This window comes from Streptomyces sp. Isolate_45 (assembly GCF_024721315.2).
Taxonomy (GTDB): domain Bacteria; phylum Actinomycetota; class Actinomycetes; order Streptomycetales; family Streptomycetaceae; genus Streptomyces.
In genome coordinates this window covers 19,408-43,254 of sequence record NZ_JANFAK020000065.1, presented here as the reverse complement: position 1 = coordinate 43,254, position 23,847 = coordinate 19,408, and the positions used below count along the sequence as shown (strand labels likewise).

The window sequence follows — 23,847 nt, the reverse complement described above, 5'->3', positions numbered from 1 at the left end:
CGCGCCCCGCACGCCCGAGTGCCACACCGGCCGCCTGTCGCGCCGCGGGCCCCGGCCCGCACGACGACCGACGCGAAGTCCCGCCCCCGACCCGTAGCGGCACGGCCCGCAAGCCCCCGATCCCACCTCCCCCGTACGCCCTCCCAGAGAAGGTGCCCCATGGACACCCCCGTACCGCAGCCCGTCCGGCCCCCCGACCACGAGCGGGTGCAGTGGGGCCGCGTCAGTTCCCTCGTCGGCGGCCAGGCCGCCGTCCAACTCGGCAGCTTCGCCCTGCTGATCGCCATGAACTGGACGGCGGTCGAGCTCGGCGGCACCCGCGCCGTGACGCTGCTGATGCTCGCCGCCACCGTGCCCCGCGCCCTCATGCTGATCTTCGGCGGGGCCGTCGCGGACACCCTCGGCCCCCGCTTCGTCCTGCTGCGCACCACCGCGGCCCGGGTGGCGCTGCTGGCCGTCGGCGCGGTCGTCACGGCCACCACCCAGGAGCTGTGGCCGCTGGTGGTGATCGCCCTGATCGAGGGGATCCTGCTGGGGCTGGCCGGCCCGGCGTCGGGTGTCCTGCTGCCCATGTTCGCCCGGGGCGACCAGCTGGCCCGTGCCAACTCCCTGTACGCGATGGTGCTGCGCGTGGCTCCCATCCTCGGTGCCCCCGCCGGCGCTTTCCTGATCACCGTCGGGGAACTGTGGGTGGCGATGCTGGTCGGGGCGGTCACCGGCGCCGTCTGGCTCGGCTGCCTGCTGCACGTCACCCACGGTTTCGTCCGCCCGAAGCCGGAGCCCGGGGTCTCCCTGGTCAAGCGGTCCGGCGACGGGTTCCGACTGCTGGCGCGGCACCCGAGGCTGCGTTGGATGTTCGTCGCCGCCCTCTGCCTGGACCTGGCGTTCAGCTGGCCCGCCGAGGTGGCCCTGCCGCTGCTGGTCTCCGAGCGCGGCTGGGGCGTGAGCGCGGTGGGCATCGTCCTCGCGGCGTTCAGCGTGGGCGCCCTGGGCTCCAGCGCGGTCGGGGCGGCGCTCGCACACCGCATCCCCATGTTCGTACGGCTCGTGGTGACCGGCGTCGGACTCGCCGCCGGGATCCTCGTGATGGCCCTGATGCCCTCGGTGCTCTCGCTGACGGCCGTCGCGGCCGGGGTGGGCCTGCTCTCGGGGCTGAACGGCCCGGCCATCGTCACCCTCTACCAGCAGTCCGCACCGGAGGACCGGATGGGCGCCGCGATGTCCACCCTGTCCCTCGCCGGGATCGGCACCGCCCCGATCTCCATCGCCGTCTTCAGTTCGCTGTCGCTCGTCATCGGCGTCCAGACGACCTGGCTGGTGTGCGGTGCCATCGCCTTCGTGTCGCCGGTCGCCGCCGTCCTGGCGCTGCGCCACCCCGTCCACGCCGAGGAACCCGCCGCGGCGCGGGCGCCCGTCACGGCCTCGGTGTGAGGGGGAGGCCATGGCCACCGCGACCGCCGACGGCCGGCTGCTGGTTCCGCGCCGCCTGACCGACCCCGGGCCCGCCCGGGCGGTGGTGGTGCCCGCGAGTCCGCAGCTGTGGCTCGTGGACACCAGCGCCTATCGGGCGCACGCCGCCCGACACGCGCCGGGCACGCTCGACGCCCAGGAACTGGCGCGGGCCGCCGAGTTCGCGCGGGCCGCGGACCGGGACGGCTACGTCTGCGCGCACGTCGCCCTGCGCCGGCTGCTCGGCGCCTACCTGGGCCTGGCCCCGCGCGAGGTGACCGTCGAGCGGGCGCCGTGCTCGCACTGCGACGAGCCGCACGGCCGGCCCGTACTGCCGGGCGGGGCCCTGCACTTCTCGCTGTCGCACTGCACCGGGCTCAGCCTGCTGGCCTTCGCGGACGCGCCGGTCGGCGTGGACGTGGAGGAACTCGTCGCCCCCGGCCTGATCGCGGACACCGCCGACGTCCTGCACCCGAGGGAGGCGGCGGAACTCGCCGCGCTCCCGTCCGAGGAACGGCCGGTGGCCTTCACCCGGGTGTGGACCCGCAAGGAGGCCTACCTCAAGGGGCTCGGCGTGGGGTTGTCGGAGAACCCGGCGGCCGACTACGTGGGGTCGGGACGGACCCCCGCCCAACCGCCGGGGTGGTCCCTGACGGACGTGCGGGTCCCGCAGGGCCACCGCGCGGCGGTGGCCCTGCGCCGGTGACCGAACCCCGCTCCCGGCCCGGCCCCCGGCCCCCGGCGTACCTGCCGGTCGCCGCGGGCCGGGCGGCGCCTTCACGACACGCCCTGGCCGCGGGGCAGGACGGTGGCGAGGACGGCGGGCAGCGGGTACCAGTCCGCCGAGACGACGGTGGCGTGCCGGCCGGCCAGCAGCGCGACGCGGTCGCGGGCCTGGGCCTCGGTGGGGCGGACGCCGTCGATGGCGGGGGCGACGCCGTGTGCGGAGGTGGCGATCAGCAGGTAGTTGTTGCGGGCGTACCAGCCGGTGTCGATGCCGCTCCCGACGTACGCGCTCGCGTCGCCGTCGAACACGACGAACCACGGGCGGAGCGTGGCGTCGGCGTAGCGGCCGCGCGGATCCCCCGCCTCGGCCCGGTGCACGGCCGGGAACGCCGCGGCCCGGCCGAGCAGGCCCGCGGCGGCCAGGGAGCGCAGGTGCTGGGCGTACTCGCGGTCGGTCCACAGCTTGTCGGCGCCGTTGCCCTCCTCCAGCGTGCCGGGTATCAGCTCGACGAGGAACTTGCCGGCCATGCCCGCCCGGCTCGGCCAGGCCCCGGCGCGGGCGGCGGTGTCCAGGTCGGGGTGGCCGGCGGCGAGCTCGCCGGGCCGGTAGAGGGCGTCGCCCAGCTTGGAGTTGAGCAGCGCGTCGAGTTCGGCGGGGCCGCGCCCGAGATTGGCGGCGAAGCCGTCCTTGAGCTCCATCTTCAGGACGACGGGCCGGTGCCCCGGGTGGGCGTCGTGCCAGCTGCGGATGTCGGAGAGGCAGCCCGCGAGGTTCTGGTTGCGGGACTTGGTGCGCAGCTGGGCGGCGTTGCCGGCGTTCTCGCAGTTGTTGTCGTTGCCGAAGGGGTTGTCGTGCGCGACGCGCCAGGAGCTCCCGAAGAAGTTGGTCCACACGTCGATCTCCAGCATCGCCGCCCCGGAGTCCAGGGCGTCGGCGAAGTACGGGTACTTCGTCTTCTCGTACGCGTTGTGCACCCCGACGCCCGTGGAGCCGGCGAACGGCAGGCCGTCCGTGCCCTGCGGGGCTGCGGCTCCCGCCGGGGCCGTGCCCAGGACCAGGCCCAGGGCCGCGAGTGCGGCCACCGCGGCGCCCGCCATCCGATTCCGTATGCTCATGCCGTCGACTCCCTCGGTTACCGGCGCGTAAGTCGCCTGGAGGGTATGGGAGTTCGGTGACGGGCGGAAGGACGGCGGATGGCGGGCCGAGGACGGCGGGGCCGGCTGTGAGGGCGGACACGTTCCGGTCCGGGAACCCCTGCCGCCTTTGCGCCCGTCGAACAGGGCGGTGGAGGATCGACGAGGGCGGGAGCACCTGATGCCGGGCTGGACGAGGGGGCGGACCGTACGGGTCCTCCTGCCGGCCGTCGCCTGCTGCGCCCTGGTGGCCGGCGGCTTCGCCCACCGGGCGGAACTGGCCGCGCTGTTCGGGCCCGTCGCGCGGGGCGACGCCGCGCGCGGAAGCTACGTACAGGATCCCGGGCTCGCGGATCGGGCCGGCGCCGACGTACGGGCGACCCTGCGCGAGGGCGTCGCGGCAGGCGCCCGTCCGCTCGCCGCGACCGGACAGGACCCGGCCGCCGGGTGGCGGCCCTCCGACCCGTTGGAGGCCCGGCCCGTGCCCACCGATCCCTCGATCGGGGCCCTGTTCTCGCCCGGCCCGGACTGGGACGGCGACCACCACTGCTCCGGGAGCGTGCTCCACTCCCCGACCGGCGACCTCGTCGTCACCGCCGCGCACTGCGTGTACCAGGGCGGCTTCCGCACCAACCTCGCCTTCGTCCCCGGCTACCGGGACGGGGTCGCCCCGTACGGCGTCTGGGTGCCCACCCGCATCGAGGTCGACCCCCGCTGGAGCCGCTCGGCCGACCCGGACCACGACGTGGCCTTCCTGCGGGTGCGCCGGGCCGGTGAGCCCGGGGCCGCGCTGGAGGAGGTCGCCGGGGCGCTGTCGCCCGGCTTCGGGCCCGAACTGCCCGCGCCGGCGCGGCTGGTGGGCTACCCGAACGACGGAGAGGAGCCGCTGGGTTGCGCCAACACGGCCGTCGCCGCCGGACCGACGCAGCTGCGGCTGGACTGCGCGGACGTACCCAACGGCACCAGTGGCGGCCCCGTCGTGACCGGGGACCGGACCCTGATCGGGGTGATCGGCGGCCGCGACGGGGGCGGGGACGAGGAAACCTCGTACAGCAGCCATCTCGGAGCGGACGCCCGTGCCCTGTACGAGCGCGCGACCACGGCCCCGGCCGGCTGACCGACGGGCGGCCGTGGGGCGCACCGGCCGCCGACGTCCCCGTCACCCGGGCCGGCCGTGGCCCTACGGGCCCGGTGGCGGCGGATGGTGGGGCGGGTAGGCGGAGGTCGCGGGGGTGGTCGGCAGGCGCCACTTCGACAGGACCCGCAGCATCGTCGCCGGTCCGAGCAGGGCGTTGGGCGGGGTGGACAGCGACAGCACCCCGAAGAAGCGGGACGAGAGCGCCGGGTCGGCATTGGCGCCGACCATGACGCGGGACATGTAACGCTGCAGTACCTTCGTCGCCCGGTCGGGCGGCGGCCCCTCCGTCTGCGCGTAGCGCATGTCCTCGCTGGTGGCGATCTGCCAGGCGACGGACGCCGCGTCCGCCGTGGCCCGCTGGATCCGCCGGGTGGCGGCCGGGATCCGCCCGGGGGCGAGCCCGGTGAGGGCCTCGTCCAGGGCCTGCGCCGCGAGCGCGGCGACCGTCATCCCGTGCCCGTAGACCGGGTTGAAGCGGCAGGCCGCGTCACCGATGACCAGGAATCCGTCGGGCAGGCGGTCCATGCGCTCGTAGTGGCGCCGCTCGTTGGCGGTGCCGCGGAAACCGGTGGGGTCGGACAGCGGGGTCGCGCCCCGGATGGCGTCGTGCAGGGCGGGGCTGCGCAGGCTCCGGGCGAAGCCGAGGAACTCCTCCTCCTTGGTGGAGGGGGCGTGCTCGCCGTTGCCGATGAGGGTCACCAGCCAGCGGTCCCCGCCCTGCGGCACCAGTACGCCGCCGCGCGGGCTGTCCGGTCGGCCCTGGACGTACATCCCGTGCCAGCCCCGGTCCGGGTCGGGTGGGGTGGCGTAGAGGCGGCTGGAGTAGCCGAGGTGCGAGTCGTAGCGCGTGACGGCCGGGCAGGGGTGACCGAGGGCCGCCAGCCAGGCCGGGGCCCTGGAGGTGCGTCCGGTGGCGTCCACGACGAGGCGGGCGGCCAGCGGTTCGCCGCCGCGCAGGGTCACCCCGGCGACCGAGCGGCCGTCCTCACCGGCGAGGAGCCCGCTCGCCGGGCGGCCGTCGAGGATCCCGATCCGTGGGTCCCGCAGTACGGCGCGGCGCACGCACCAGTCGATCAGCTCGCGGCTGCCGACGAGCACGGGGGCGCCCGGCACGGAACGGAACCAGTCGGCCGGGCTCAGCCACAGGAAGTCCCGCGGCGACTCCAGCAGGGCGGAGCCGCCCTCCAGTAATGCGGCGGTGATCCCCGGCAGCAGTCGCTCCATCACGTCCACGCCCCGCGACCACAGCACGTGCGCGTGCCGGGACTGCGGTACTCCCGGCCGGAACTCAGGCCCCTCGGTGGGTAGTTCGTCCCGCTCAACCACGGTGACGCGGGCGAACCGCTCCGCGAGCACCCGCGCCGCCAACAGCCCGGCGAGACCGGCCCCGAGGACCACCGCGTGGTCGTCCCGGGCTTCTGGGTGGTTGTCCGGAGTGTCGTCCATACCCCCGATTGTCGGGCGGGCCGCGCGCCGCGGTCAGGCCCCGGCCCGGGGCGCCCGGAGGCGTCCGGGGGGCGCCAGGGGGCGCTCACGGGCGCCCGCCCCGCCCTGCCGGGGCCGGGGTCAGGCTCCGTCCGGGGTCGCCGCCGCGACGAGGACGTCGCCCGCCGCGACCCGGCTGTAGAGGACCGTGCGCCCCGTGCGCCGGCGCAGGACCAGCCCCGCGGCGAGGAGGACCTTCAGCTGTCCGGCGACCGCTCCGAGGCTGTACCCGGTCAACGCCACCAGCTGCGTCGTGGACTTCGGGCTCTCCAGCAGGACCAGCACCTTCGCCCGCACCGGCCCCAGCAGCCGGACCAGGGCCTGCGGGGCCGGCCGCGCGGCGCCCTGGGTGAGTTGGCCCGCGCACGGGTAGACCAGCGCGTGCCGACGGGTCCCGGTCCAGCTGACCCACCCGTGCCCAGGGGTCACGGGCACGAAGACCAGCCCGACCTCCCCCGACAGTTCGCGCGGCCGTCGCTGCTGCAGGTTGATCCGCAGCCGCCCCTCGCCGAGCCAGGCCATGTCCGGCCGCATCCCGGACAGGGCCTCGGCCAGGCCGCCCCGGCCGAGGTGCCGGGTACGGACCAGGACGTCGGCCTCCGCCACCCGGCGGCGGCGCTCCCAGTCCGGGCGCACGGCCTCCGCCCACACCCACTCCAGCAGCTCCGCAGTCCTCGGGCCCAGCCCCCGGGCGCGGGCGAGGGCGTCGGGGAGCCCGGAAGCGGCGCGGAGGTCCGTGCGCACGACCGCGTCCGGGGTGGCCCGTACGGAGGCCAGCTCCTCCTCGAACGCGCGCCCGTCGGGCGGCGGGGTGAGGTACCCCGCGATCCACGTCCGGCCGAAGGCCGCCCGTACCAGCTCCGCCGTCAGGGGTTCGGCTGCCAGGTGGGCCCGGTAGTGCGGGAACCGGTCCTCCAGCCAGACCCGCTCGGCGGGGTGCGTCGCGGTCCGCCGGTGCAACGCCATCAGTGCGGCCGTGGTCTCCGCGAGCGCGGACACCACGAACCGGCTCCGCGCCAACGCGTCCGTGTCGATCCGCCACCAGCCCATCCGCCCCGCCTCCCGCTCCCCCGCCCACCAACCCGGACGGCCCAGTCTCCCCCGCCCTGCCCCGCCCGCTCCGCCGGCCCCACCCCCACAGGGCCGGCCCCGCGCGACCCACCACACGGCCGGACCCGCGTCACCCACCGGCCACCGGCCACCGGCCCGGCCCCCGCCGGTCACCCCCGCCCGCGCACCCGGAACCCCCGAACCCGCCCGCGAGGTTTCGCTCCCACGCGAAACATTGGGGCGGCGCCCCCACCCGCCCCGAGACTCCCCGCATGCCCCGCTCCTACCGCTCGCTCGCCCGTGTCCCCGAGTTCGTGCCGTTCTTCGCCGCCGCCGCGCTGCGCGTCGGCGCGGCGACCGTCGGCGGGCTCGCCCTCGGCGTGCTCGTCTACGACCGCACCCGCAGCCCGCTCCTCGCGGCCCTCGCGATGTTCGGCCCCTCCCTCGCCCAGGTGCTCGGTGCGACCCTCCTGCTCTCCGCCGCCGACCGGTTGCCCCCGCGGGCCGCCCTCGGCTCCCTGGCGGCGCTCGGCGCGGCCGGCGCCGCCGTACTCGCCGTGCCCGGCCTGCCCTGGTGGGCGGTGTTGGCCGTGCTCCTCGGCCAGGGCCTCGCCGACTCCCTCGCCGGCGGGGTCCGGTACGGACTGCTCACCGAGATCCTCCCCGCCGGGGACTACCTCACGGGCCGGTCCCTGCTCGCCGTCTGCGCGGGCGTGACACAGATCGCCGGGTTCGCCCTCGGCGGGCTGCTCCTCGCCGTGCTGTCCCCGCGCGGGGCCCTGCTGGTGGCCGCCGGGCTGGGGCTGGCAGCGGCCCTCACCGTCCGGCTGGGCCTGAGCCGCCGCCCCGCCCGGGCGGGCGGGCGTCCCTCCGCGGGCGAGACCTGGCGGATCAACGTCCTGCTCCTCTCCGACCCGGCACGACGTCACCTCTACCTCGCCCTGTGGGTGCCCAACGGGCTGATCGTCGGCTGCGAGTCCCTGTTCGTCCCCTACGACCCCGCGCACGCCGGGCTGCTGTTCGGCTGCGCCGCCGCCGGCATGCTCGCCGGGGACACCGTCGCCGGGCGGTGGCTGCCCGCCCGCCTGCGGATCCGGCTCGCGGCCCCGCTCCGGCTGCTGCTCGCCGCGCCCTACCCGGTGTTCCTCCTGGAGCCCGGGCCCGTCGTCGCCGCGGCGACCGTCACCGTCGCCTCCGTCGGCTATTCGGCCGGCCTCCTCATGCAGGAGCGCCTCGTCCCGCTGCTCCCCGAGGGCACCCAGGGCCAGGCCCTCGGACTGCACTCGGCCGGAATGCTGACGATGCAGGGCGTCTGCGCGGCGCTCGCCGGAGCCGTCGCCCAGTACACCTCGCCGGCCGTCGCGATCACCGCTCTGGCCACCGCCTCGGTGGCGGTCACCCTGGCACTGGAGCCCGGGCTCCACCCCAGTAAGCTGCGGGTCCGTCCCCCGCACGCTCCTTCTCCCGTTGCCCGAGGTACCGCGCAGTGAGCTCCCCAGCACCCCCCGCCCCGGTGACGGTCGTCGGCCTCGGCGCCGACGGCTGGGCCGGGCTCACCGCCGCCGCGCGGTCCGCGCTGTCCTCGGCGGAGGTGCTGATCGGCGGACCCCGCCAACTGGACCTGTTGCCCGCCGACGCCTGCCCCGGCCTGCGCGTCGCCTGGCCGAGCCCGCTGCGCCCGGCCGTGCCGAAGCTGACCGCCGAGCACGCGGGCCGCCGGATCGCCGTGCTGGCCAGCGGGGACCCCATGTTCTACGGGATCGGCCGCGCCCTCGGTGAGGAACTGGGCCCGGAGCGGTTGCTGGTCCACCCCCACCCCTCCTCCGTGTCGTACGCGTGCGCCCGGCTGGGCTGGCCCGTCGAGGACACCGAGGTGGTCACCGTCGTCGGCCGTCCCGTGGCCCGACTCACGGCCGCCCTCTTCGAGGGCCGTCGGGTACTGGTGCTGAGCGCGGGAGCCGCCTCCCCCGGCGAGATCGCCGCGCTGCTGCGGGAGCGGGGCTTCGGCCCGAGCCGGATGCGGGTGCTGGAACAGCTCGGTTCCGAACGCGAGGACCTCCACGAGGGGACCGCGGAGCACTGGGAGCACCCGCCCGGTGACGCCCTCAACGTGGTCGCCGTGGACTGCCGGCGCGACCCCGCGCACCCGACCCCGCGCCTGGGCGCCACCCCCGGCCTGCCGGACGTCGCGTACGAGCACGACGGTCAGCTCACCAAGCGGCACGTCCGCGCCGCGACCCTGTGCGCGCTGGCGCCGGCCCCCGGCGAGCTGCTGTGGGACATCGGCGGCGGCTCCGGTTCGATCGGCATCGAGTGGATGCGCACGCACCCGTCCTGCCGGGCGGTGGCGGTGGAGCGCGTATCGGAGCGGGCCGCCCGCATCACCCGCAACGCGAACGCCCTGGGGGTCCCGGGACTGCGCGTGGTCACCGGTGCGGCGCCCGGGGCCCTGGACGGGCTGCCCGCGCCCGACGCGGTGTTCATCGGCGGCGGGCTGACCGCTCCGGGCCTGCTCGACGCGGCATGGGAGGCGCTGGCCCCCGGTGGCCGGCTCGTCGTCAACACGGTCACCCTCGAATCGGAGGCGGTCCTCACCGACCGCTACCGCCGGCACGGCGGCGACCTGGTGAAACTGGCCGTCGCGCACGCCGTGCCGGTCGGCGGTTTCACGGGCTGGCGGCAGGCGATGGCGGTCACCCAATGGTCGGTGACCAAGCCCGCCGCGCGGGCGGCGGACGCGGCCGCCCCGGTGAACGACGCGCACAACGCGATCCGTACGAACGAGGCAGAGGTGGACCGGACATGACCGTGTACTTCATCGGGGCGGGCCCCGGCGCCGCCGACCTGATCACCGTGCGCGGTGCCCGACGGCTGGCCGCGGCGCCCGTGTGCCTCTACGCGGGCAGTCTCGTACCGCGCGAGCTGCTCGCCGAATGTCCGGCGGACGCCCGGCTCGTCGACACCTCGCAGTTGAACCTGGACGAGATCGTCGCCGAGTTCGTACGGGCCCACGCCGCGGGTCACGACGTGGCCCGGCTGCACTCGGGCGACCCGTCCGTGTTCAGCGCGGTCGCCGAGCAGATGCGGCGCCTCGACGCCGCGGGCATCCCCTACGAGGTCGTGCCCGGCGTACCGGCCTTCGCCGCGGCGGCGGCCGCGCTGAAGCGGGAGCTGACGGTGCCCACGGTCGGCCAGACCGTGATCCTGACCCGGGTCGCCCAGCAGGCCACCCCGATGCCCCCCGGCGAGGACCTGGCCACGCTCGGCCGCAGCGGCGCGCTGCTGGTGCTGCACCTGGCCACCCGGTACGCGGACCGCGTCGTCGAGGAACTGCTGCCGCACTACGGGGCCGACTGCCCGGCGGCCGTGGTCGCCATGGCCAGCCGACCCGACGAGCTGGTCCTGCGCGGGACCCTCGCCGACATCGCCGGCCAGGTGAAGGAGGCGGGTCTGGTGCGCACCGCGGTGATCCTGGTGGGTCGCACGCTGGGCGCCGAGCAGTTCCGCGACAGTCACCTGTACTCCGCCGAGCGCGACCGGCATGCCTGCTGAACCGGGTCCCACCGCCGCCGAACCGGCTCCCGCCCCGGATGGACCGGCTCCGGCTTCCGTCCGGGCGCCGCTCGGGCACGTCCTGCTGCTGGGCGGTACGACGGAGGCCCGCCGCCTCGCGGAGGCGCTGTCGCGGCAGGTCCCGTACCGGGTGACGACCTCGCTGGCGGGCCGGGTCGCCGCGCCCGTGCTGCCGCCGGGCGAGGTCCGGATCGGTGGTTTCGGCGGGCCCGCCGGTCTCGCGGACTGGACCGCCGCCCACGGGGTGACGCACCTGATCGACGCCACGCACCCGTTCGCGGAGCGGATGAGCTTCAACGCGGCCGCCGCGTCGGCGCTTTCGGGCGTGCCGCTGCTCGCGTTGCGCCGCCCGGGTTGGACTCCGGGGCCCGGTGACGACTGGAGTTTCACGGACTCCCTCGCCGGGGCCGCCGCCGCCCTGCCGTCGTTGGGCGGGCGGGCCTTCCTGACGACCGGCCGGACGGGGCTGCACGCCTTCGCGGAACTCACCGACACCTGGTTCCTGGTGCGTTCGGTGGATCCACCGGCCGGAGCGGTGCCGCCGCGACTGGAAGTGCTGTTGGCGCGGGGCCCGTTCGGTCTCGACGAGGAGCGGGAGCTGCTGGCCCGGCACCGGATCGACGTGCTGGTGACGAAGGACAGCGGCGGTGCGGCGACCGCCCCGAAGCTGACGGCTGCCCGCGAGGCCGGGATCCCGGTCCTCGTCGTGCGCCGCCCCCCGGTGCCGGCGGGCGTCGCCGAGGTCGGATCGGTCGGGGCGGCGCTGCGGTGGCTGGGCACCCCCGGTGCCGGCGACGCCCCGGGCGACGGCATCGAACCGTCCACGGATGCCGGCGGTTCCTGACCCGGACACCACGCCCCGTCCGCCCCGCGCCCCCGTCGGCGCAAGCGGTTCCTCGCCGCCGGTCGTCCTCGTGGTGTTCCGGACGGGCGGGAGCCGACGGAACGGGACGGGGCGACTTCCGCCGTCCCGCCCCGCTCCTACCGCTCTTCGCGGAGGGTCGACCGCCGGAGCGGCTCAGGGATAGCGGCGCGGCGTCCAGGTGACCCTCGACCCGTCGGGCCGCTCGGTGACCCGGGTCTGCGAGGAGCCGATCAGCAGGATGGTGCGCATGTCCACCTCGGCCGGCTCCAGTTCGGCCAGCGTGACGATCCGCACCGACTGCTCCGGACCGCCCACGTCCCGAGCGACGACCACCGGGGTCTGCGGCGGCCGCAGCTCCAGGAGCAGCTCCCGGGCCTGCGCCACCTGCCAGGTGCGGCTGCGGGAGCCCGGGTTGTACAGGGCGAGCACCAGGTCGGCGGCGGCCGCGGCGCGCAGCCGTTCCGCGATGACCTCCCAGGGCTTGAGCCGGTCGGACAGCGAGATCGTCGCGTAGTCGTGGCCGAGCGGGGCTCCGGCCGCGGCGGCCGCCGCGTTGGCCGCGGTCACCCCCGGCAGGACCCGTACGGGCACGTCCTCGTACTCGGGCTGCGCGGCCACCTCCAGGACGGCGGTGGCCATGGCGAAGACCCCGGGGTCGCCGCCGGAGACCACGGCCACCCGCTTGCCGCGCCGTGCGAGGTCGAGGGCGAACTCGGCCCGCTCGGACTCCACCTTGTTGTCGGAGCCGTGCCGGACCTGGCCCGGCCTGGCGGGGATCCGGTCGAGGTAGGTCGTGTACCCGACGAGCACCTCGGCGTCGGCCAGCGCCCGCCGCGTCTCGGCGGTGAGCCACAGCGGCCCGGCCGGGCCGGTGCCGACGACGGCGACCTCGCCGGGGCCGGACGGCACGCTGCCCGGGTTGCCGATCCGGCTGGGCACGACGGCGACGGCGAAGTACGGAACCGACTCCGGGTCGGTGTCCGCCAGGAGTCCGGTGCGCTCGCCCTCCATCGTGGCGCGCTCCACGTAGCGGGCCTCCGCGAGCCGGCCGCTGTTCTCCATGGCCCGCCGGACCGTGGGGAAGGTCCGGCCGAGCTTCATCACGACCGCCGAGTCGGTGGCGGCGAGCCGGGCCGTCAGCTCCTCCTCCGACAGGGTGCCGGGCAGGATCGTCAGCACCTCCTCGCCCTCGACGAGGGGGGTGCCGAGCCGGGCGGCGGCGGCGCTCACGGAGGTGACTCCGGGGATCACCTCGGCCTCGTAGCGGTCGGCGAGGCGCTTGTGCATGTGCATGTAGGAGCCGTAGAAGAGCGGGTCGCCCTCCGCGAGCACCGCGACGGTGCGGCCGGCTTCCAGGTGGGCGGCGAGACGGGCGGCGGAGGCCTCGTAGAACTCCTCCATCGCGCCCTGGTAGCCGCCGGGGTGATCAGTGGTCTCGGTGGTGACCGGGTAGACCAGCGGCTCCTCGACGTGGTCGTCGCGCAGGTACTTCGCGGCGATCGAGCGGGCGATGGAACGCCCGTGGCGGGCGCTGTGGTAGGCCACCACGTCGGCTTCGGCGATCACCTCGACGGCGCGCAGGGTCATCAGGGACGGGTCGCCGGGGCCGAGCCCGACGCCGTAGAGGCGTCCCTTGGCCGGTGCGGTGCTCATTCGGCCACGCTCGCGATGGCGTTGACGGCGGCGGCCGCGATGGCGCTGCCACCGCGCCGGCCCCGCACGATCAGGTGGTCGAGGCCCGAGGGGTGCGCGGCGAGGGCGTCCTTGGACTCGGCGGCGCCGATGAAGCCGACGGGTACGCCGATGACGGCGGCGGGGCGCGGGGCGCCCTCCTCGATCATCTCCAGCAACCGGAACAGCGCGGTCGGCGCGTTGCCGACGGCGATCACGGAACCTTCCAACAGGCCCCGGTCGCGCCAGACTTCGAGGGCGGCGGCACTGCGCGTCGTGCCCATCCTCGCGGCGAGTTCCGGTACGGCCGGGTCGGAGAGGGTGCAGATCACCTCGTTGTCGGCGGGCAGCCGCTTGCGGGTGACGCCGCTGGCGACCATCTGGACGTCGCAGAGGATCGGCGCGCCGGCCTCCAGGGCGGCGCGAGCCCGCAGGACGACCTCGGGGGTGTATCCGAGGTCCTGGGGGAGGTCGGTCATGCCGCAGGCGTGAATCATGCGCACCGCGACCTGGGCGACGGAGGCGGGCAGCCCGGAGAGGTCCGCCTCGGCGCGGATCGTGGCAAAGGACTGGCGGTAGATGGCCGCGCCGTCCTTCTCGTACTCGAACACGGTGTACTCGCTCATTTCTTCACTGTCTTCACTGCGGCGGTGAGGTGGACGTGCTGGTGGTGCCGACGTTGTCGCCGCTCTCGCCGTCGCCGCTGTCACGCGCGGCCTTGAGTGCGGCGGCCAGGCCTTCGCGGTCGGCCGGTACGGGGTCCCGCCCGTGCACGGAGAGCGCGTACGCGTCCCCGGTGGCGACGAGGTCCACCCAGGCGGTGCCGCGCGGATGCCCGCACCGGCGCTCGCAGCCGGACCAGTGCACGGGCAGCGCTCCGGTCGACCCGGCGACGACCGCGCGCGCGTCGGCCCGTACGTCGGCCAGGGATTTGGCACAACCGGGCCGCCCCGTACAGGCGGTGACGGATTGCCAGGGGTCGTCGGCCCGGATGACCAGACCGGCCGACTCGATCCGGTCGGCGCCGTTGATGGGCCTACGGGTGCTCGCCATCGGCAGGATGACGGTCCGCCAGGGGGTGATCCGCAGACCGCCCCTGCCCCGGGAGGCGACTTGTACGAGCAGCTTCCACTGGCCGGAGTCGATCCGGCCCAGGGGCGGCAGCACGCACAGGGGGGTCAGGTCTCCCGCGCCGGTGCCCCAGGGGCGCGGCGGCGGCGCGTACGGCCACCGCACGTCGGACACGGGGGTGGCGTCGATCCCGGCGGCGGCCAGGCGCCGCCCCAACTCGTCGGCGCGCAGGCCGTGTCGGTCGGGCAGCTCGGCGACGCGCCAGGCGCGGGTACCGGCGGAGTCGGCCGTGTCCAGGAAGTACTCGGCGGCCAGCAGCGCCGCTCGGGGGGCGTCGGCGGTGGCGACTTCGAGGGCCCCTTCGGCCGCGCCGAGGCGGATCAGCGCCCGGCCGGCGGGCAGGGCGAGGGCGGTCACGTCGGGGTCGAGCGCGGCGACGTCGCCGCGGCCGTCGTCGAGGGCGAACAGGAACCGCCCGGACAGGGCGGCCGCGCGGGTGCTCGCGCACAGCAGCCGGTCCAGTTCCCCGACCCACGGCGTGACGTCGGGCCGTCCGTCGTCGAAGAGCCCGGACACGGGGGTCGCCACGATGTTGCGCACGCGTTCGTGGGTGGGCGCGGGCAGCAGGCCGGCCGCCGTCAGCAGCTTCGCCAGTCCCGCGCCGCAGTCCTCCGTCAGGCCCCGGAGCTGGACGTTGCCGCGCGAGGTGAGTTCCAGGTGCCCGTCGCCGAACCGGTCCGCCGCGAGCCCGAGCACGGTCGCCTGCTCCACCGTGAGCAGCCCGCCGGGGATCCGGACCCGCGCCAGCAGCCCGTCGTCCGCCGCGTGCAGGCGCAGCGCGCCGGGGCAGGCGTCACCGCGTTCCCGCATGACGGGTTCGTCCCGCGACGCGGCGGAAGGGGGCTGGGGCATGGCCGCGAGCATACCCACGATTCCCCCACCCCGACCTGTGTCCGTCGCCACCCCACCCCCCGGACCAGCCACAACCCACCGGGCCCCACCGACACCCGCCCGATCCGGCCCCGCCGGCGTTCGAGGCGCGGGCCCCGGGGCAGAGCCCCGCCGACACACCGGCACCCGCACCCCGCGCCACCGACCCCGCTCCCACCGACGCCCGCCCGATCCAGCCCCGCCGGCGTTTGAGGCGCGGGGCCCGGGGCAGAGCCCCCCCAACACACCCGCACCGGCACCCGCACCGGCACCCGGCCACCCCGAACATTCCGGCCGGGGACCCGGCCGCCTAGGATGACCTTTCGACGGACCGTTCGGCCCGTCATCGCCGAGGACGGCGACATGGGAGGAAGCCCGGTGCGAATCCGGCGCGGTCCCGCCACTGTGAACCCCGCGGAGCGATCCGGCGACCGGGGTGAGTCAGGAACTCCCGCTGTCCTCACACTGCCCGGGGCGCGGAAACCCCGAGGAAGGCCTGCCGCCGCATGATCCTGCTGCTGTCGACGTCCGACACCGATCTGCTGAGCGCCCGCGCGGCGAACACGGCGGACGGCCCCGTCCCGTACCGGTTCGCGAACCCCTCCCGTCTCCCGCTGGACGACCTCCCCGGGCTCCTCGACGGCGTCGACCTGGTCGTCGTACGCCTCCTCGGCGGCCTGCGCGCCTGGCAGGAGGGCCTCGACCTGCTGCTGGCGCCCGGCCAGACCCGCCCGGTGGTCGTGCTGACCGGCGAACAGGCCCCGGACGCGCAGCTGATGGAGGCGTCCACCGTCCCGATCGGCATCGCCGCCGAGGCGCACGGCTACCTCGCGCACGGCGGCCCGGCCAACCTGGACCAGCTCGCCCGCTTCCTCTCCGACACGGTCCTGCTGACCGGTCACGGCTTCGAGCCGCCCGCCGCCTCCGCGACCTGGGGCCCCCTGGAACGCACCCCGGGCCGCACCACCGGTCCGGTCGTCGCCGTGCTGTACTACCGCGCCCACCAGATGAGCGGCAACACCGCCTTCGTGCACGCCCTGTGCGAGGCCGTCGAGGCCCATGACGCACAGGTGCTGCCGCTGTACGTGTCCTCCCTGCGCACCCCCGAGCCGGAGCTGATCACCGCCCTGGAGTCGGTGGACGCGGTCGTCACGACGGTCCTCGCGGCCGGCGGCACCCGCCCCGCGACCGCCTCCGCGGGCGGCGACGACGAGTCCTGGGACGCGGGCGCCCTCGCCTCGCTCGGCGTGCCGATCCTGCAGGCCCTGTGCCTGACCGGGTCGCGCGGCACGTGGGAGGAGAACGACGAGGGGCTGTCCCCGCTGGACGCCGCGACGCAGGTCGCCGTCCCCGAGTTCGACGGCCGCCTGATCACCGTCCCGTTCTCCTTCAAGGAGATCGACGAGGACGGTCTGCCCGCCTACGTCGCCGATCCGGAGCGCGCCGCCCGCGTGGCCGGGATCGCCGTGCGCCACGCCCGACTGCGGCACATCGACCGGCGCGACAAGAAGGTCGCCCTGGTCCTCTCCGCGTACCCCACCAAGCACTCCCGCATCGGCAACGCGGTCGGCCTGGACACCCCGGCCAGCGCCGTGGAGCTGCTGCGCACCCTGATCGCCGGCGGCTACGACTTCGGTCCCGCGGACGGCATCCCGGGGCTGGTCTCCGGGGACGGCGACGAGCTGATCCGCGCGCTGATCGAGGCGGGCGGCCACGACCAGGACTGGCTGACCGAGGAGCAGCTGGCCCGCAACCCGGTCCGCATCCCGGCCGCCGACTACCGGCGCTGGTTCGCGCAGCTGCCGGCCGAGCTGCGCGAGAGCGTGGAGCGGCACTGGGGCGAGGCCCCCGGCAACATGTTCGTCGACCACTCCGCGAACCCGGAGGGGGACATCGTCCTCGCGGCGCTGCGCCGCGGGAACCTGCTGATCCTGATCCAGCCGCCGCGCGGCTTCGGCGAGAACCCGATCGCGATCTACCACGACCCGGACCTGCCCCCGTCGCACCACTACCTGGCCGCGTACCGCTGGATCCAGGCCCGCGAGCAGGACGGCGGCTTCGGCGCCGACGCGATGATCCACCTGGGCAAGCACGGGAACCTGGAGTGGCTGCCGGGCAAGAACGCGGGCCTGTCCGCGTCCTGCGCGCCCGACGCCGCGCTCGGGGACCTGCCGTTGATCTACCCGTTCCTGGTCAACGACCCGGGCGAGGGCACGCAGGCCAAGCGCCGCGTGCACGCCACCCTGGTCGACCACCTGGTGCCGCCGATGGCGCGTGCGGAGTCGTACGGCGACATCGCCCGGCTGGAGCAGCACCTCGACGAGTACGCGCAGATCTCGGCGATGGACCCGTCGAAGCTGCCGGCGATCCGCGCGCAGATCTGGACCCTGATCCAGGCTGCGAAGCTGGACCACGACCTGGGTCTGGAGGAGCGTCCGGACGACGACGGCTTCGACGACTTCCTGCTCCACGTCGACGGGTGGCTGTGCGAGGTCAAGGACGCCCAGATCCGCGACGGGCTGCACGTGCTCGGCGGCGCGCCGACCGGTGCGGCCCGGGTGAACCTGGTCCTCGCGATCCTGCGCGCCCGCCAGATCTGGGGCGGTACGACGGCCCTGCCGGGTCTGCGCGAGGCGCTGGGCCTGGACGAGTCGGCGGCCACGCGCACCTCGGCCGACGCGGTCGAGGAGCAGGCCCGCGCGCTGGTGCAGGCGATGGAGGACGCGGGCTGGTCCGCGGACGCGGTCGCCGAGGTCGCGGCGGGCCACTCCGCGGACGTGGCGGCCGTACTGGACTTCGCGGCGCGCGAGGTCGTGCCGCGCCTGGCGGGCACGACGGACGAGATCGCCCACGTGGTGTCCGCCCTGGACGGCTCCTTCGTGCCGGCCGGCCCGTCCGGGTCCCCGCTGCGCGGTCTGGTCAACGTCCTGCCGACCGGCCGGAACTTCTACTCGGTCGACCCGAAGGCCGTCCCGTCCCGCCTCGCGTGGGAGACGGGTCAGGCGCTCGCGGAGTCCCTGCTGACCCGCTACCGCACCGACAACGGCGAGTGGCCGGCCTCGGTGGGCCTGTCCCTGTGGGGCACCAGCGCGATGCGCACGGCGGGCGACGACATCGCCGAGGCCCTGTCGCTGCTGGGCGTCCGCCCGGTGTGGGACGAGGCCTCGCGCCGCGTCACCGGCATCGAGGCGGTCCCGCTCGCCGAGCTGGGGCGCCCTCGTATCGACGTGACGCTGCGCATCTCGGGCTTCTTCCGCGACGCGTTCCCGCACGTGATCGGCCTCCTCGACGACGCGGTGCGGTTGGCGGCGTCCCTGGACGAGCCCGCGGAGTCGAACTTCGTGCGCGCCCACGCCCAGGCGGACCTGGCCGAGCACGGTGACGAGCGGCGCGCGACGACCCGTATCTTCGGGTCCCGTCCGGGCACGTACGGCGCCGGCATCCTCCAGCTGATCGACTCCCGCGACTGGCGCACGGACGCCGACCTCGCGGAGGTCTACACGGTGTGGGGCGGGTACGCGTACGGCCGCGGTCTCGAAGGACGCCCGGCCCGGGACGAGATGGAGACCGCCTACAAGCGGATCACCGTCGCGGCGAAGAACACGGACACCCGCGAGCACGACATCGCGGACTCCGACGACTACTTCCAGTACCACGGCGGCATGGTGGCCACGGTCCGCGCGCTGCGCGGCACGGCCCCGGAGGCGTACATCGGCGACTCCACCCGCCCGGAGACGGTCAAGACCCGGACCCTGGTGGAGGAGACCTCCCGCGTCTTCCGCGCCCGCGTCGTCAACCCCAAGTGGATCGAGGCGATGCGTCGCCACGGCTACAAGGGCGCCTTCGAGCTGGCGGCGACGGTCGACTACCTCTTCGGCTACGACGCCACGACCGGGGTGGTCGCCGACTGGATGTACGACAAGCTGACGGAAACGTACGTCCTGGACCCGACCAACCGTGCCTTCCTGGAGGAGGCCAACCCCTGGGCCCTGCACGGCATCGCCGAGCGCCTGCTGGAAGCGGAGTCCCGCGGCATGTGGGAGAAGCCGGACCCGCAGATCCTGGAATCCCTGCGCCAGGTCTACCTGGACACGGAGGGCAACCTGGAGGGCGAGGCGGAGTAACAGCCCCTGCTCTCCGGCGGCATGCGCCCCTTTTGCGCGCATGCCGCCGGAACCTCCGGGCCCGCGGGTCAGACCGGCGGCATCAGATCACTCTCACTGATGGTGTACGTCAGCAGGGGGTAGCTGAAATCCGATTCGTCGTTCTCACGGCGCCGCAGTCGGTAGAACTCGCGCCTCTGCTCGTCGTCGGCCGACGTGAGGCGCGCGCCCTGCGGGAGGTACGCGTGTCCGTCGCGGAACCGAACGAGGGTCTTCGACGTTCTGAAGGTCACGCCCAACCATTGGTTGTCCGCCGTCCCGACGGGCGCCTCCAACACGATCCGGTGCTTGAGCAGCCGGTTCGAGGCGACGGAGAACGCGACGACACCGTTGTGCGTGAGCGGGATCTCGAACTTCTCGCCGCCGGATCCCTTCGTTTCGAAGATCAGCTTCCTCGGCGGGCCCGCTTCGGGATGTTGATAGCAGGAGAAGACGGCGACGAACGACTCGTCGGCAAGGTCGAGGGCCTGATCGGAATGACTGCCCATGGTTCGGTACGCGTTCGTGTAATTCTCGATGAGAGCGTTGTTGAAGCCGACCGACAGCCCCGCTCGTTCTTGAATCGTCCGCGCCAGCCGTTCGTGCGCCGCCCGGAAACACCGTGCCGGGCTGCCGTACCGAGTGGTGGTGCGTACGAGGGGCACGTCACCCGCGTCGTCGATCCGGGTGAGCACGGCGCCTCGCCGGCCTTTTCCCGCGTCTTCCATACGGGCCGAAGCGGACAGCTCCGCGAAGGGGTTCTCCCCGGTCGGCAACGCGAACGAGAGGATCTCGTCCGAGATCCTAGGCTCGGGGGGCAACGTAGTCTCCCGTGTTCATGCTGAAGAGCAATTCTTCGCCGTAGTCGATGAAGGACGAGGTCCTGTTCTCCTCGGCGTACAGCCTGCGCAGCTCGTCCAGGCCGGCCGGAGTGGGTGGCCCCAGCTTCACCAGCTCTCCTCCCACCTTGAGGAACGTCCGGCCGAGCTTGTGGACGGCTTCGGCGCTCGAACAGCGCACCACGTATCCCAAACGGGTCGGGAGCAGGTCCGCGTCCAAAGCCGAGGGCCGGATCTCATGCGTGTACAGGCGGTTGGTGGACAGTGGCATGAACAACACGGAGCCGGGGTGGAGGGTGAGCGTGAACTGCGCGGGAAGCGCGACCCCGTCGCGTTCCCCGGTCGGGTCCTTGAGGCGAAAGCGGAGTTTGGTCAGTCCACTGGCACCCCGCACGCCGTGATCGAAGGCGTCTTCGGCCAGGGGCCGCAGCGCGTCGATCCCGTCGTAGAAGGTGCAGAACGCCATGATGCCGTTGACCGGCATGTCTTTGGTCTTGTCGGCGTGGGCCGAGATCCTCGCCTTGGACTGCTTGCGCTCGGCCGTGGCGGCGGTGTTGTGGTAGATCTGGGCGAGGACGTGATTCAGCGGTGCCTGGTCCCGGAAGACGGCGGCGGCCTCGCGGTTCAGATCCTCGACGATGCTCGTGTCGGTCGGGCGGAAGTTCTCGGTCGGCCCCGAGAGATTCGTGGAGCACCGGAGCAGGCGGAAATGCAGTTCGTCATCGTCTCGTGTGACGGGCGTCAGATAGATCCCGCTGCGATGCGCGGTTCCGGGCTTGGTGGACTCCGTCAGGGACTGGAACTCATGCTCCGCGCGGATCCGACCGAAGTGATCGGCGCCGGGTGCGAAGAAGCGGCGGTAGTACACGCCGACGCCGTGCACACGGAGGGGAACCCGACCGAGGTCGACGGCGGTCCAAGGTTCGTCGACGCCCTCGCGGTAACCGTGCGACAGCTCCCGGATGACGAACACCCGCTCGGCCGCTTGCAGTTGGCGGGCACTGATCCCGGATACATCGCCACACAGATAGACGGACCTCCCCGCGAGGTCACGCGAACCGGAGGCCAGGTCCTCGGGCGTGATCGTGGACCCGAAGAAGTCCCTGATCGAGGCGTGGTCCCGCAACATGGAAGGCGCGACAAGGATGTTGCCCGCATCGTCGATGCGGGCTTCTCTCGGCTCTGTTGAGTGCGACAAGCGGTACCTGCCAGTGAAAACCGCGGACATGACAATGATCCGCACTCTTTCATTCGCGTCGCGAAGCGTCAAAGGAAGCCACGCGCGAAGATCGAGCGGGCCGCCGGGGCGGCCGCACCGATCAAGGCGTGGAGGCCGTCCCACCTGAGACGCCCCCTTAGCCCCCGCCGTGTCGCGCCGCCGTACAAAGGAGCTCGTGTCACCTGATGCGGTGAACTCCCCCTTATCCCACCTGCATCAGGGGTAGGGCCCTGCTGATCTCGTGCCGGGGGGACGAAACGCCGGCTCCCCGCACCCGTGGACGAAAGGCCGACCCCGTCGTGACGCAGCCGTTCCAACTGCCGGATTTCTACGTGCCCTATCCGGCGCGATTGAACCCACACCTGGAGGACGCCCGGATCCACACCAAGAAGTGGGCCCGCGCCTTCGGGATGTTGGAGGGTTCCGGCGTGTGGGAGGAGAAGGACCTCGACTCGCACGACTACGCCCTCCTTTGCTCGTACACCCACCCCGACTGCGACGCCGCCGCGCTCTCCCTGGTCACCGACTGGTACGTGTGGGTCTTCTTCTTCGACGACCACTTCCTGGAGATGTACAAGCGCTCCCAGGACCGCGACGGCGCCAAGGCCTATCTCGACCGGCTCGCCGCCTTCATGCCGATGGACCTGGCCGACGGGTTCCCCGAGCCCACCAACCCGGTCGAGGCGGGCCTCGCCGACCTGTGGGCCCGTACCGTCCCGGCGATGACGATGGACTGGCGGGAACGGTTCTCCCTGTCGACGAAGAACCTCCTCGACGAGTCGATGTGGGAACTCGCCAACATCAACATCGGGCGGGTGGCGAACCCCCTCGAATACATCGAGATGCGCCGCAAGGTGGGCGGCGCCCCCTGGTCGGCGGGCCTGATCGAGTACGTCTCCGCCGAGGTCCCGGCGCGCGTCGCGCACTCGCGGCCGCTCGGCGTGCTGCGCGACGCCTTCTCCGACGCCGTGCACATCAGGAACGACATCTTCTCCTACCAGCGCGAGGTCGCCGACGAGGGCGAACTCTCCAACGCGATCCTGGTGTTGGAGACCTTCCTCGACTGCACCACCCAGGAGGCCGCCGAAGCCTCCAACGACCTGCTCACCTCCCGCCTGCACCAGTTCGAGCAGACCGCCCTCACCGAACTCCCCCAGCTCTTCGCCGACCGGGCGATGAACCCGGCCGAGATCGCCGCCGTGCTCGCGTACACCAAGGGCCTCCAGGACTGGCAGTCCGGCGGCCACGAGTGGCACATGGTCTCCAGCCGCTACATGAACAAGGAAGCCAAACCCACCGCCCCGCTCACCCTCCCCTTCCTCCCCTCGGGCCTGGGCACCACCGCCCTCGACCTGGGCTCCCTCTTCACCCGCCGCTCGATGGAACTGCGCCGGCGCTCCTTCACGCACGTGCCCTTCCGGTCGACCGGGCCCTCCGTGATCCCGGACCTGTACATGCCGTTCCCGCTCTCCCTCAGTCCCCACCTGGACCACGCCCGCGAGGGTGCCGTCGCATGGTCCCGCGACATGGGGCTGCTCGACCCGCAGCCCGGCGACCCCGGCTCCTCGATCTGGACCGAGGACCGGATGCGCGGCTTCGACTTCGCGCTCTGCTCCGCGGGAATCGACCCCGACGCCACGCCCGAGGCGTTGCTCCTCAACGCGTGCTGGCTGACCTGGGGGACGTACGGGGACGACTACTACCCGGTGGTGTTCGGCCGGACGAAGGACCTCTCGGCGGCCAAGGCGACCACCGCCCGCCTCATCTCCATGATCCCCGTGGACCATGGCGAGCAGCCGCCACCGGTCACCGCGATGGAACGTTCACTCGCCGACCTGTGGGTCCGTACGAGCGCGGGCATGAGCCCGCAGGTGCGGACCGAGTTCCGGGCCACCCTGGTGAGCATGCTGGAGAGCTGGGTGTGGGAGGTCGGGAACCAGATCCAGAACCGCATCCCGGACCCCGTCGACTACGCCGAGATGCGCCGCAGCACGTTCGGCTCCCACCTGACGATGTACCTGTGCCGGCTGGGGCAGGCGGGCCGGGGCATCCCCGACGAGATCTACGCCTGCGGCACCATCCGGTCCCTGGAGAACGCGGCGGCCGACGCCGCCTGCATGATCAACGACATCTTCTCCTACCAGAAGGAGCTGGAGGTCGAGGGCGAGGTCCACAACCACGTGCTGGTCACGCAGAACTTCTTCGACATCGGCTACCCCGAGGCCCTGAGGATCTGCCACTCGCTGATGACGCAGCGCATCGAGGAGTTCCAGCACATCGTGGCGAACCAGCTGCCGCTGCTCTACGAGGACTGGAAGCTGGACTCCGACGCCCGGGCCGGTCTCGACGCGTACGTCGGCGAGCTCCAGGACTGGCTGGCGGGGATCCTCAACTGGCACGAGAAGTGCCGTCGTTACCGGCAGGAGGACCTGCACCGACCGGCCGACGCCCTGTCCACGGGGGTCCTGCGGCCCGGCTTCGGCATGTCGGCGGCGCGGATCTCGCTGCCCGCCTGAGCCCGCGGGCCGGGCGGCGGCACCGACCGGGTGCGGGGG

General features: G+C 73.9%; 17 protein-coding genes and 1 riboswitch. Of the genes, 9 read left to right on the top strand and 8 right to left on the bottom strand.

Going from position 1 to position 23,847, the window contains the following annotated elements:
* The first annotated feature begins 159 nt into the window (after nt 1-159).
* Together NOD94_RS21450 and NOD94_RS21445 are read left to right on the top strand one after the other, a co-directional pair.
* Nucleotides 160-1,431, top strand: a complete 1,272-nt coding sequence (locus NOD94_RS21450; RefSeq protein ID WP_281207640.1) for an MFS transporter — start codon at nt 160-162, stop codon at nt 1,429-1,431.
* A gap of 10 nt (nt 1,432-1,441) precedes the next feature.
* Nucleotides 1,442-2,155, top strand: a complete 714-nt coding sequence (locus tag NOD94_RS21445) for a 4'-phosphopantetheinyl transferase superfamily protein (RefSeq protein WP_281207639.1) — start codon at nt 1,442-1,444, stop codon at nt 2,153-2,155.
* A 71-nt stretch (nt 2,156-2,226) separates the two neighbouring features.
* Here the strand turns inward: NOD94_RS21445 and NOD94_RS21440 are convergent, their stop codons facing one another.
* On the bottom strand, nt 2,227-3,291 hold the full coding sequence (locus NOD94_RS21440; protein ID WP_281207638.1) for a phosphatidylinositol-specific phospholipase C domain-containing protein: 1,065 nt from the start codon (nt 3,289-3,291) through the stop codon (nt 2,227-2,229).
* 199 nt (nt 3,292-3,490) lie between these two features.
* Between NOD94_RS21440 and NOD94_RS21435 the strand changes: the two genes are divergently transcribed.
* Complete coding sequence (locus NOD94_RS21435) at nt 3,491-4,426, top strand: trypsin-like peptidase domain-containing protein (protein WP_281207637.1); 936 nt, start codon at nt 3,491-3,493, stop codon at nt 4,424-4,426.
* Between the two features lie 63 nt (nt 4,427-4,489).
* Here the strand turns inward: NOD94_RS21435 and NOD94_RS21430 are convergent, their stop codons facing one another.
* Complete coding sequence (locus tag NOD94_RS21430; RefSeq protein WP_281207636.1) at nt 4,490-5,893, bottom strand: FAD-dependent monooxygenase; 1,404 nt, start codon at nt 5,891-5,893, stop codon at nt 4,490-4,492.
* Nucleotides 5,894-6,013: 120 nt separating this feature from the next.
* A complete protein-coding gene (locus NOD94_RS21425) occupies nt 6,014-6,982 on the bottom strand; it encodes an ArsR family transcriptional regulator (protein ID WP_281207635.1) in 969 nt (322 codons plus the stop codon).
* Between the two features lie 272 nt (nt 6,983-7,254).
* On the opposite strand from NOD94_RS21425, the gene NOD94_RS21420 reads away from it, so the two are divergent.
* Genes NOD94_RS21420 through NOD94_RS21405 form a run of 4 tightly spaced genes read left to right on the top strand, consistent with a single transcriptional unit; the run spans nt 7,255 to nt 11,399 of the window.
* Entirely contained in the window at nt 7,255-8,472 is a 1,218-nt protein-coding gene (locus NOD94_RS21420) for an MFS transporter (protein ID WP_281207634.1), read from the top strand.
* Nucleotides 8,469-9,788 (top strand): precorrin-6y C5,15-methyltransferase (decarboxylating) subunit CbiE, encoded by a 1,320-nt coding sequence (gene cbiE / locus NOD94_RS21415; protein ID WP_281207633.1) that lies wholly within the window; start codon nt 8,469-8,471, stop codon nt 9,786-9,788. The genes NOD94_RS21420 and cbiE overlap by 4 nt, the downstream gene beginning before the upstream one ends.
* Nucleotides 9,785-10,534 (top strand): precorrin-4 C(11)-methyltransferase, encoded by a 750-nt coding sequence (cobM, locus tag NOD94_RS21410; RefSeq protein ID WP_281207632.1) that lies wholly within the window; start codon nt 9,785-9,787, stop codon nt 10,532-10,534. Before cbiE ends, cobM begins: the two co-directional genes overlap by 4 nt.
* A complete protein-coding gene (locus tag NOD94_RS21405) occupies nt 10,524-11,399 on the top strand; it encodes a cobalt-precorrin-6A reductase (RefSeq protein ID WP_281207631.1) in 876 nt (291 codons plus the stop codon). Before cobM ends, NOD94_RS21405 begins: the two co-directional genes overlap by 11 nt.
* A gap of 174 nt (nt 11,400-11,573) precedes the next feature.
* Here NOD94_RS21405 and NOD94_RS21400 read toward each other — a convergent pair whose 3' ends face one another.
* From NOD94_RS21400 to NOD94_RS21390, 3 genes are read right to left on the bottom strand one after another with little or no spacing between them, the layout of a single operon-like run.
* Nucleotides 11,574-13,073 carry a precorrin-2 C(20)-methyltransferase gene (locus NOD94_RS21400; protein ID WP_281207630.1) on the bottom strand — a complete coding sequence of 500 codons (1,500 nt, stop codon included), beginning with the start codon at nt 13,071-13,073 and terminating at the stop codon, nt 11,574-11,576.
* Nucleotides 13,070-13,717: a precorrin-8X methylmutase gene (locus NOD94_RS21395; RefSeq protein WP_281207629.1), complete on the bottom strand. Its 648-nt coding sequence runs from the start codon at nt 13,715-13,717 to the stop codon at nt 13,070-13,072. Before NOD94_RS21395 ends, NOD94_RS21400 begins: the two co-directional genes overlap by 4 nt.
* Nucleotides 13,718-13,730: 13 nt before the next feature.
* Nucleotides 13,731-15,074 carry a cobalamin biosynthesis protein CobG gene (locus NOD94_RS21390; protein ID WP_281207628.1) on the bottom strand — a complete coding sequence of 448 codons (1,344 nt, stop codon included), beginning with the start codon at nt 15,072-15,074 and terminating at the stop codon, nt 13,731-13,733.
* Between the two features lie 332 nt (nt 15,075-15,406).
* Nucleotides 15,407-15,566: riboswitch (cobalamin riboswitch) on the top strand.
* A gap of 32 nt (nt 15,567-15,598) precedes the next feature.
* On the opposite strand from NOD94_RS21390, the gene cobN reads away from it, so the two are divergent.
* The gene (gene cobN, locus NOD94_RS21385; RefSeq protein WP_281207627.1) at nt 15,599-19,216 is read left to right on the top strand and encodes a cobaltochelatase subunit CobN; all 3,618 of its coding nucleotides are present in this window, start codon (nt 15,599-15,601) and stop codon (nt 19,214-19,216) included.
* 68 nt (nt 19,217-19,284) lie between these two features.
* Here cobN and NOD94_RS21380 read toward each other — a convergent pair whose 3' ends face one another.
* On the bottom strand, nt 19,285-20,055 hold the full coding sequence (locus tag NOD94_RS21380) for a hypothetical protein (RefSeq protein ID WP_281207626.1): 771 nt from the start codon (nt 20,053-20,055) through the stop codon (nt 19,285-19,287).
* Nucleotides 20,039-21,301 (bottom strand): hypothetical protein, encoded by a 1,263-nt coding sequence (locus NOD94_RS21375; RefSeq protein WP_281207642.1) that lies wholly within the window; start codon nt 21,299-21,301, stop codon nt 20,039-20,041. The genes NOD94_RS21380 and NOD94_RS21375 overlap by 17 nt, the downstream gene beginning before the upstream one ends.
* 290 nt (nt 21,302-21,591) lie before the next feature.
* On the opposite strand from NOD94_RS21375, the gene NOD94_RS21370 reads away from it, so the two are divergent.
* Nucleotides 21,592-23,808, top strand: coding sequence for a germacradienol/geosmin synthase (locus NOD94_RS21370; protein WP_281207625.1), 2,217 nt, complete (start codon nt 21,592-21,594; stop codon nt 23,806-23,808).
* The last annotated feature ends 39 nt before the right edge of the window (nt 23,809-23,847 follow it).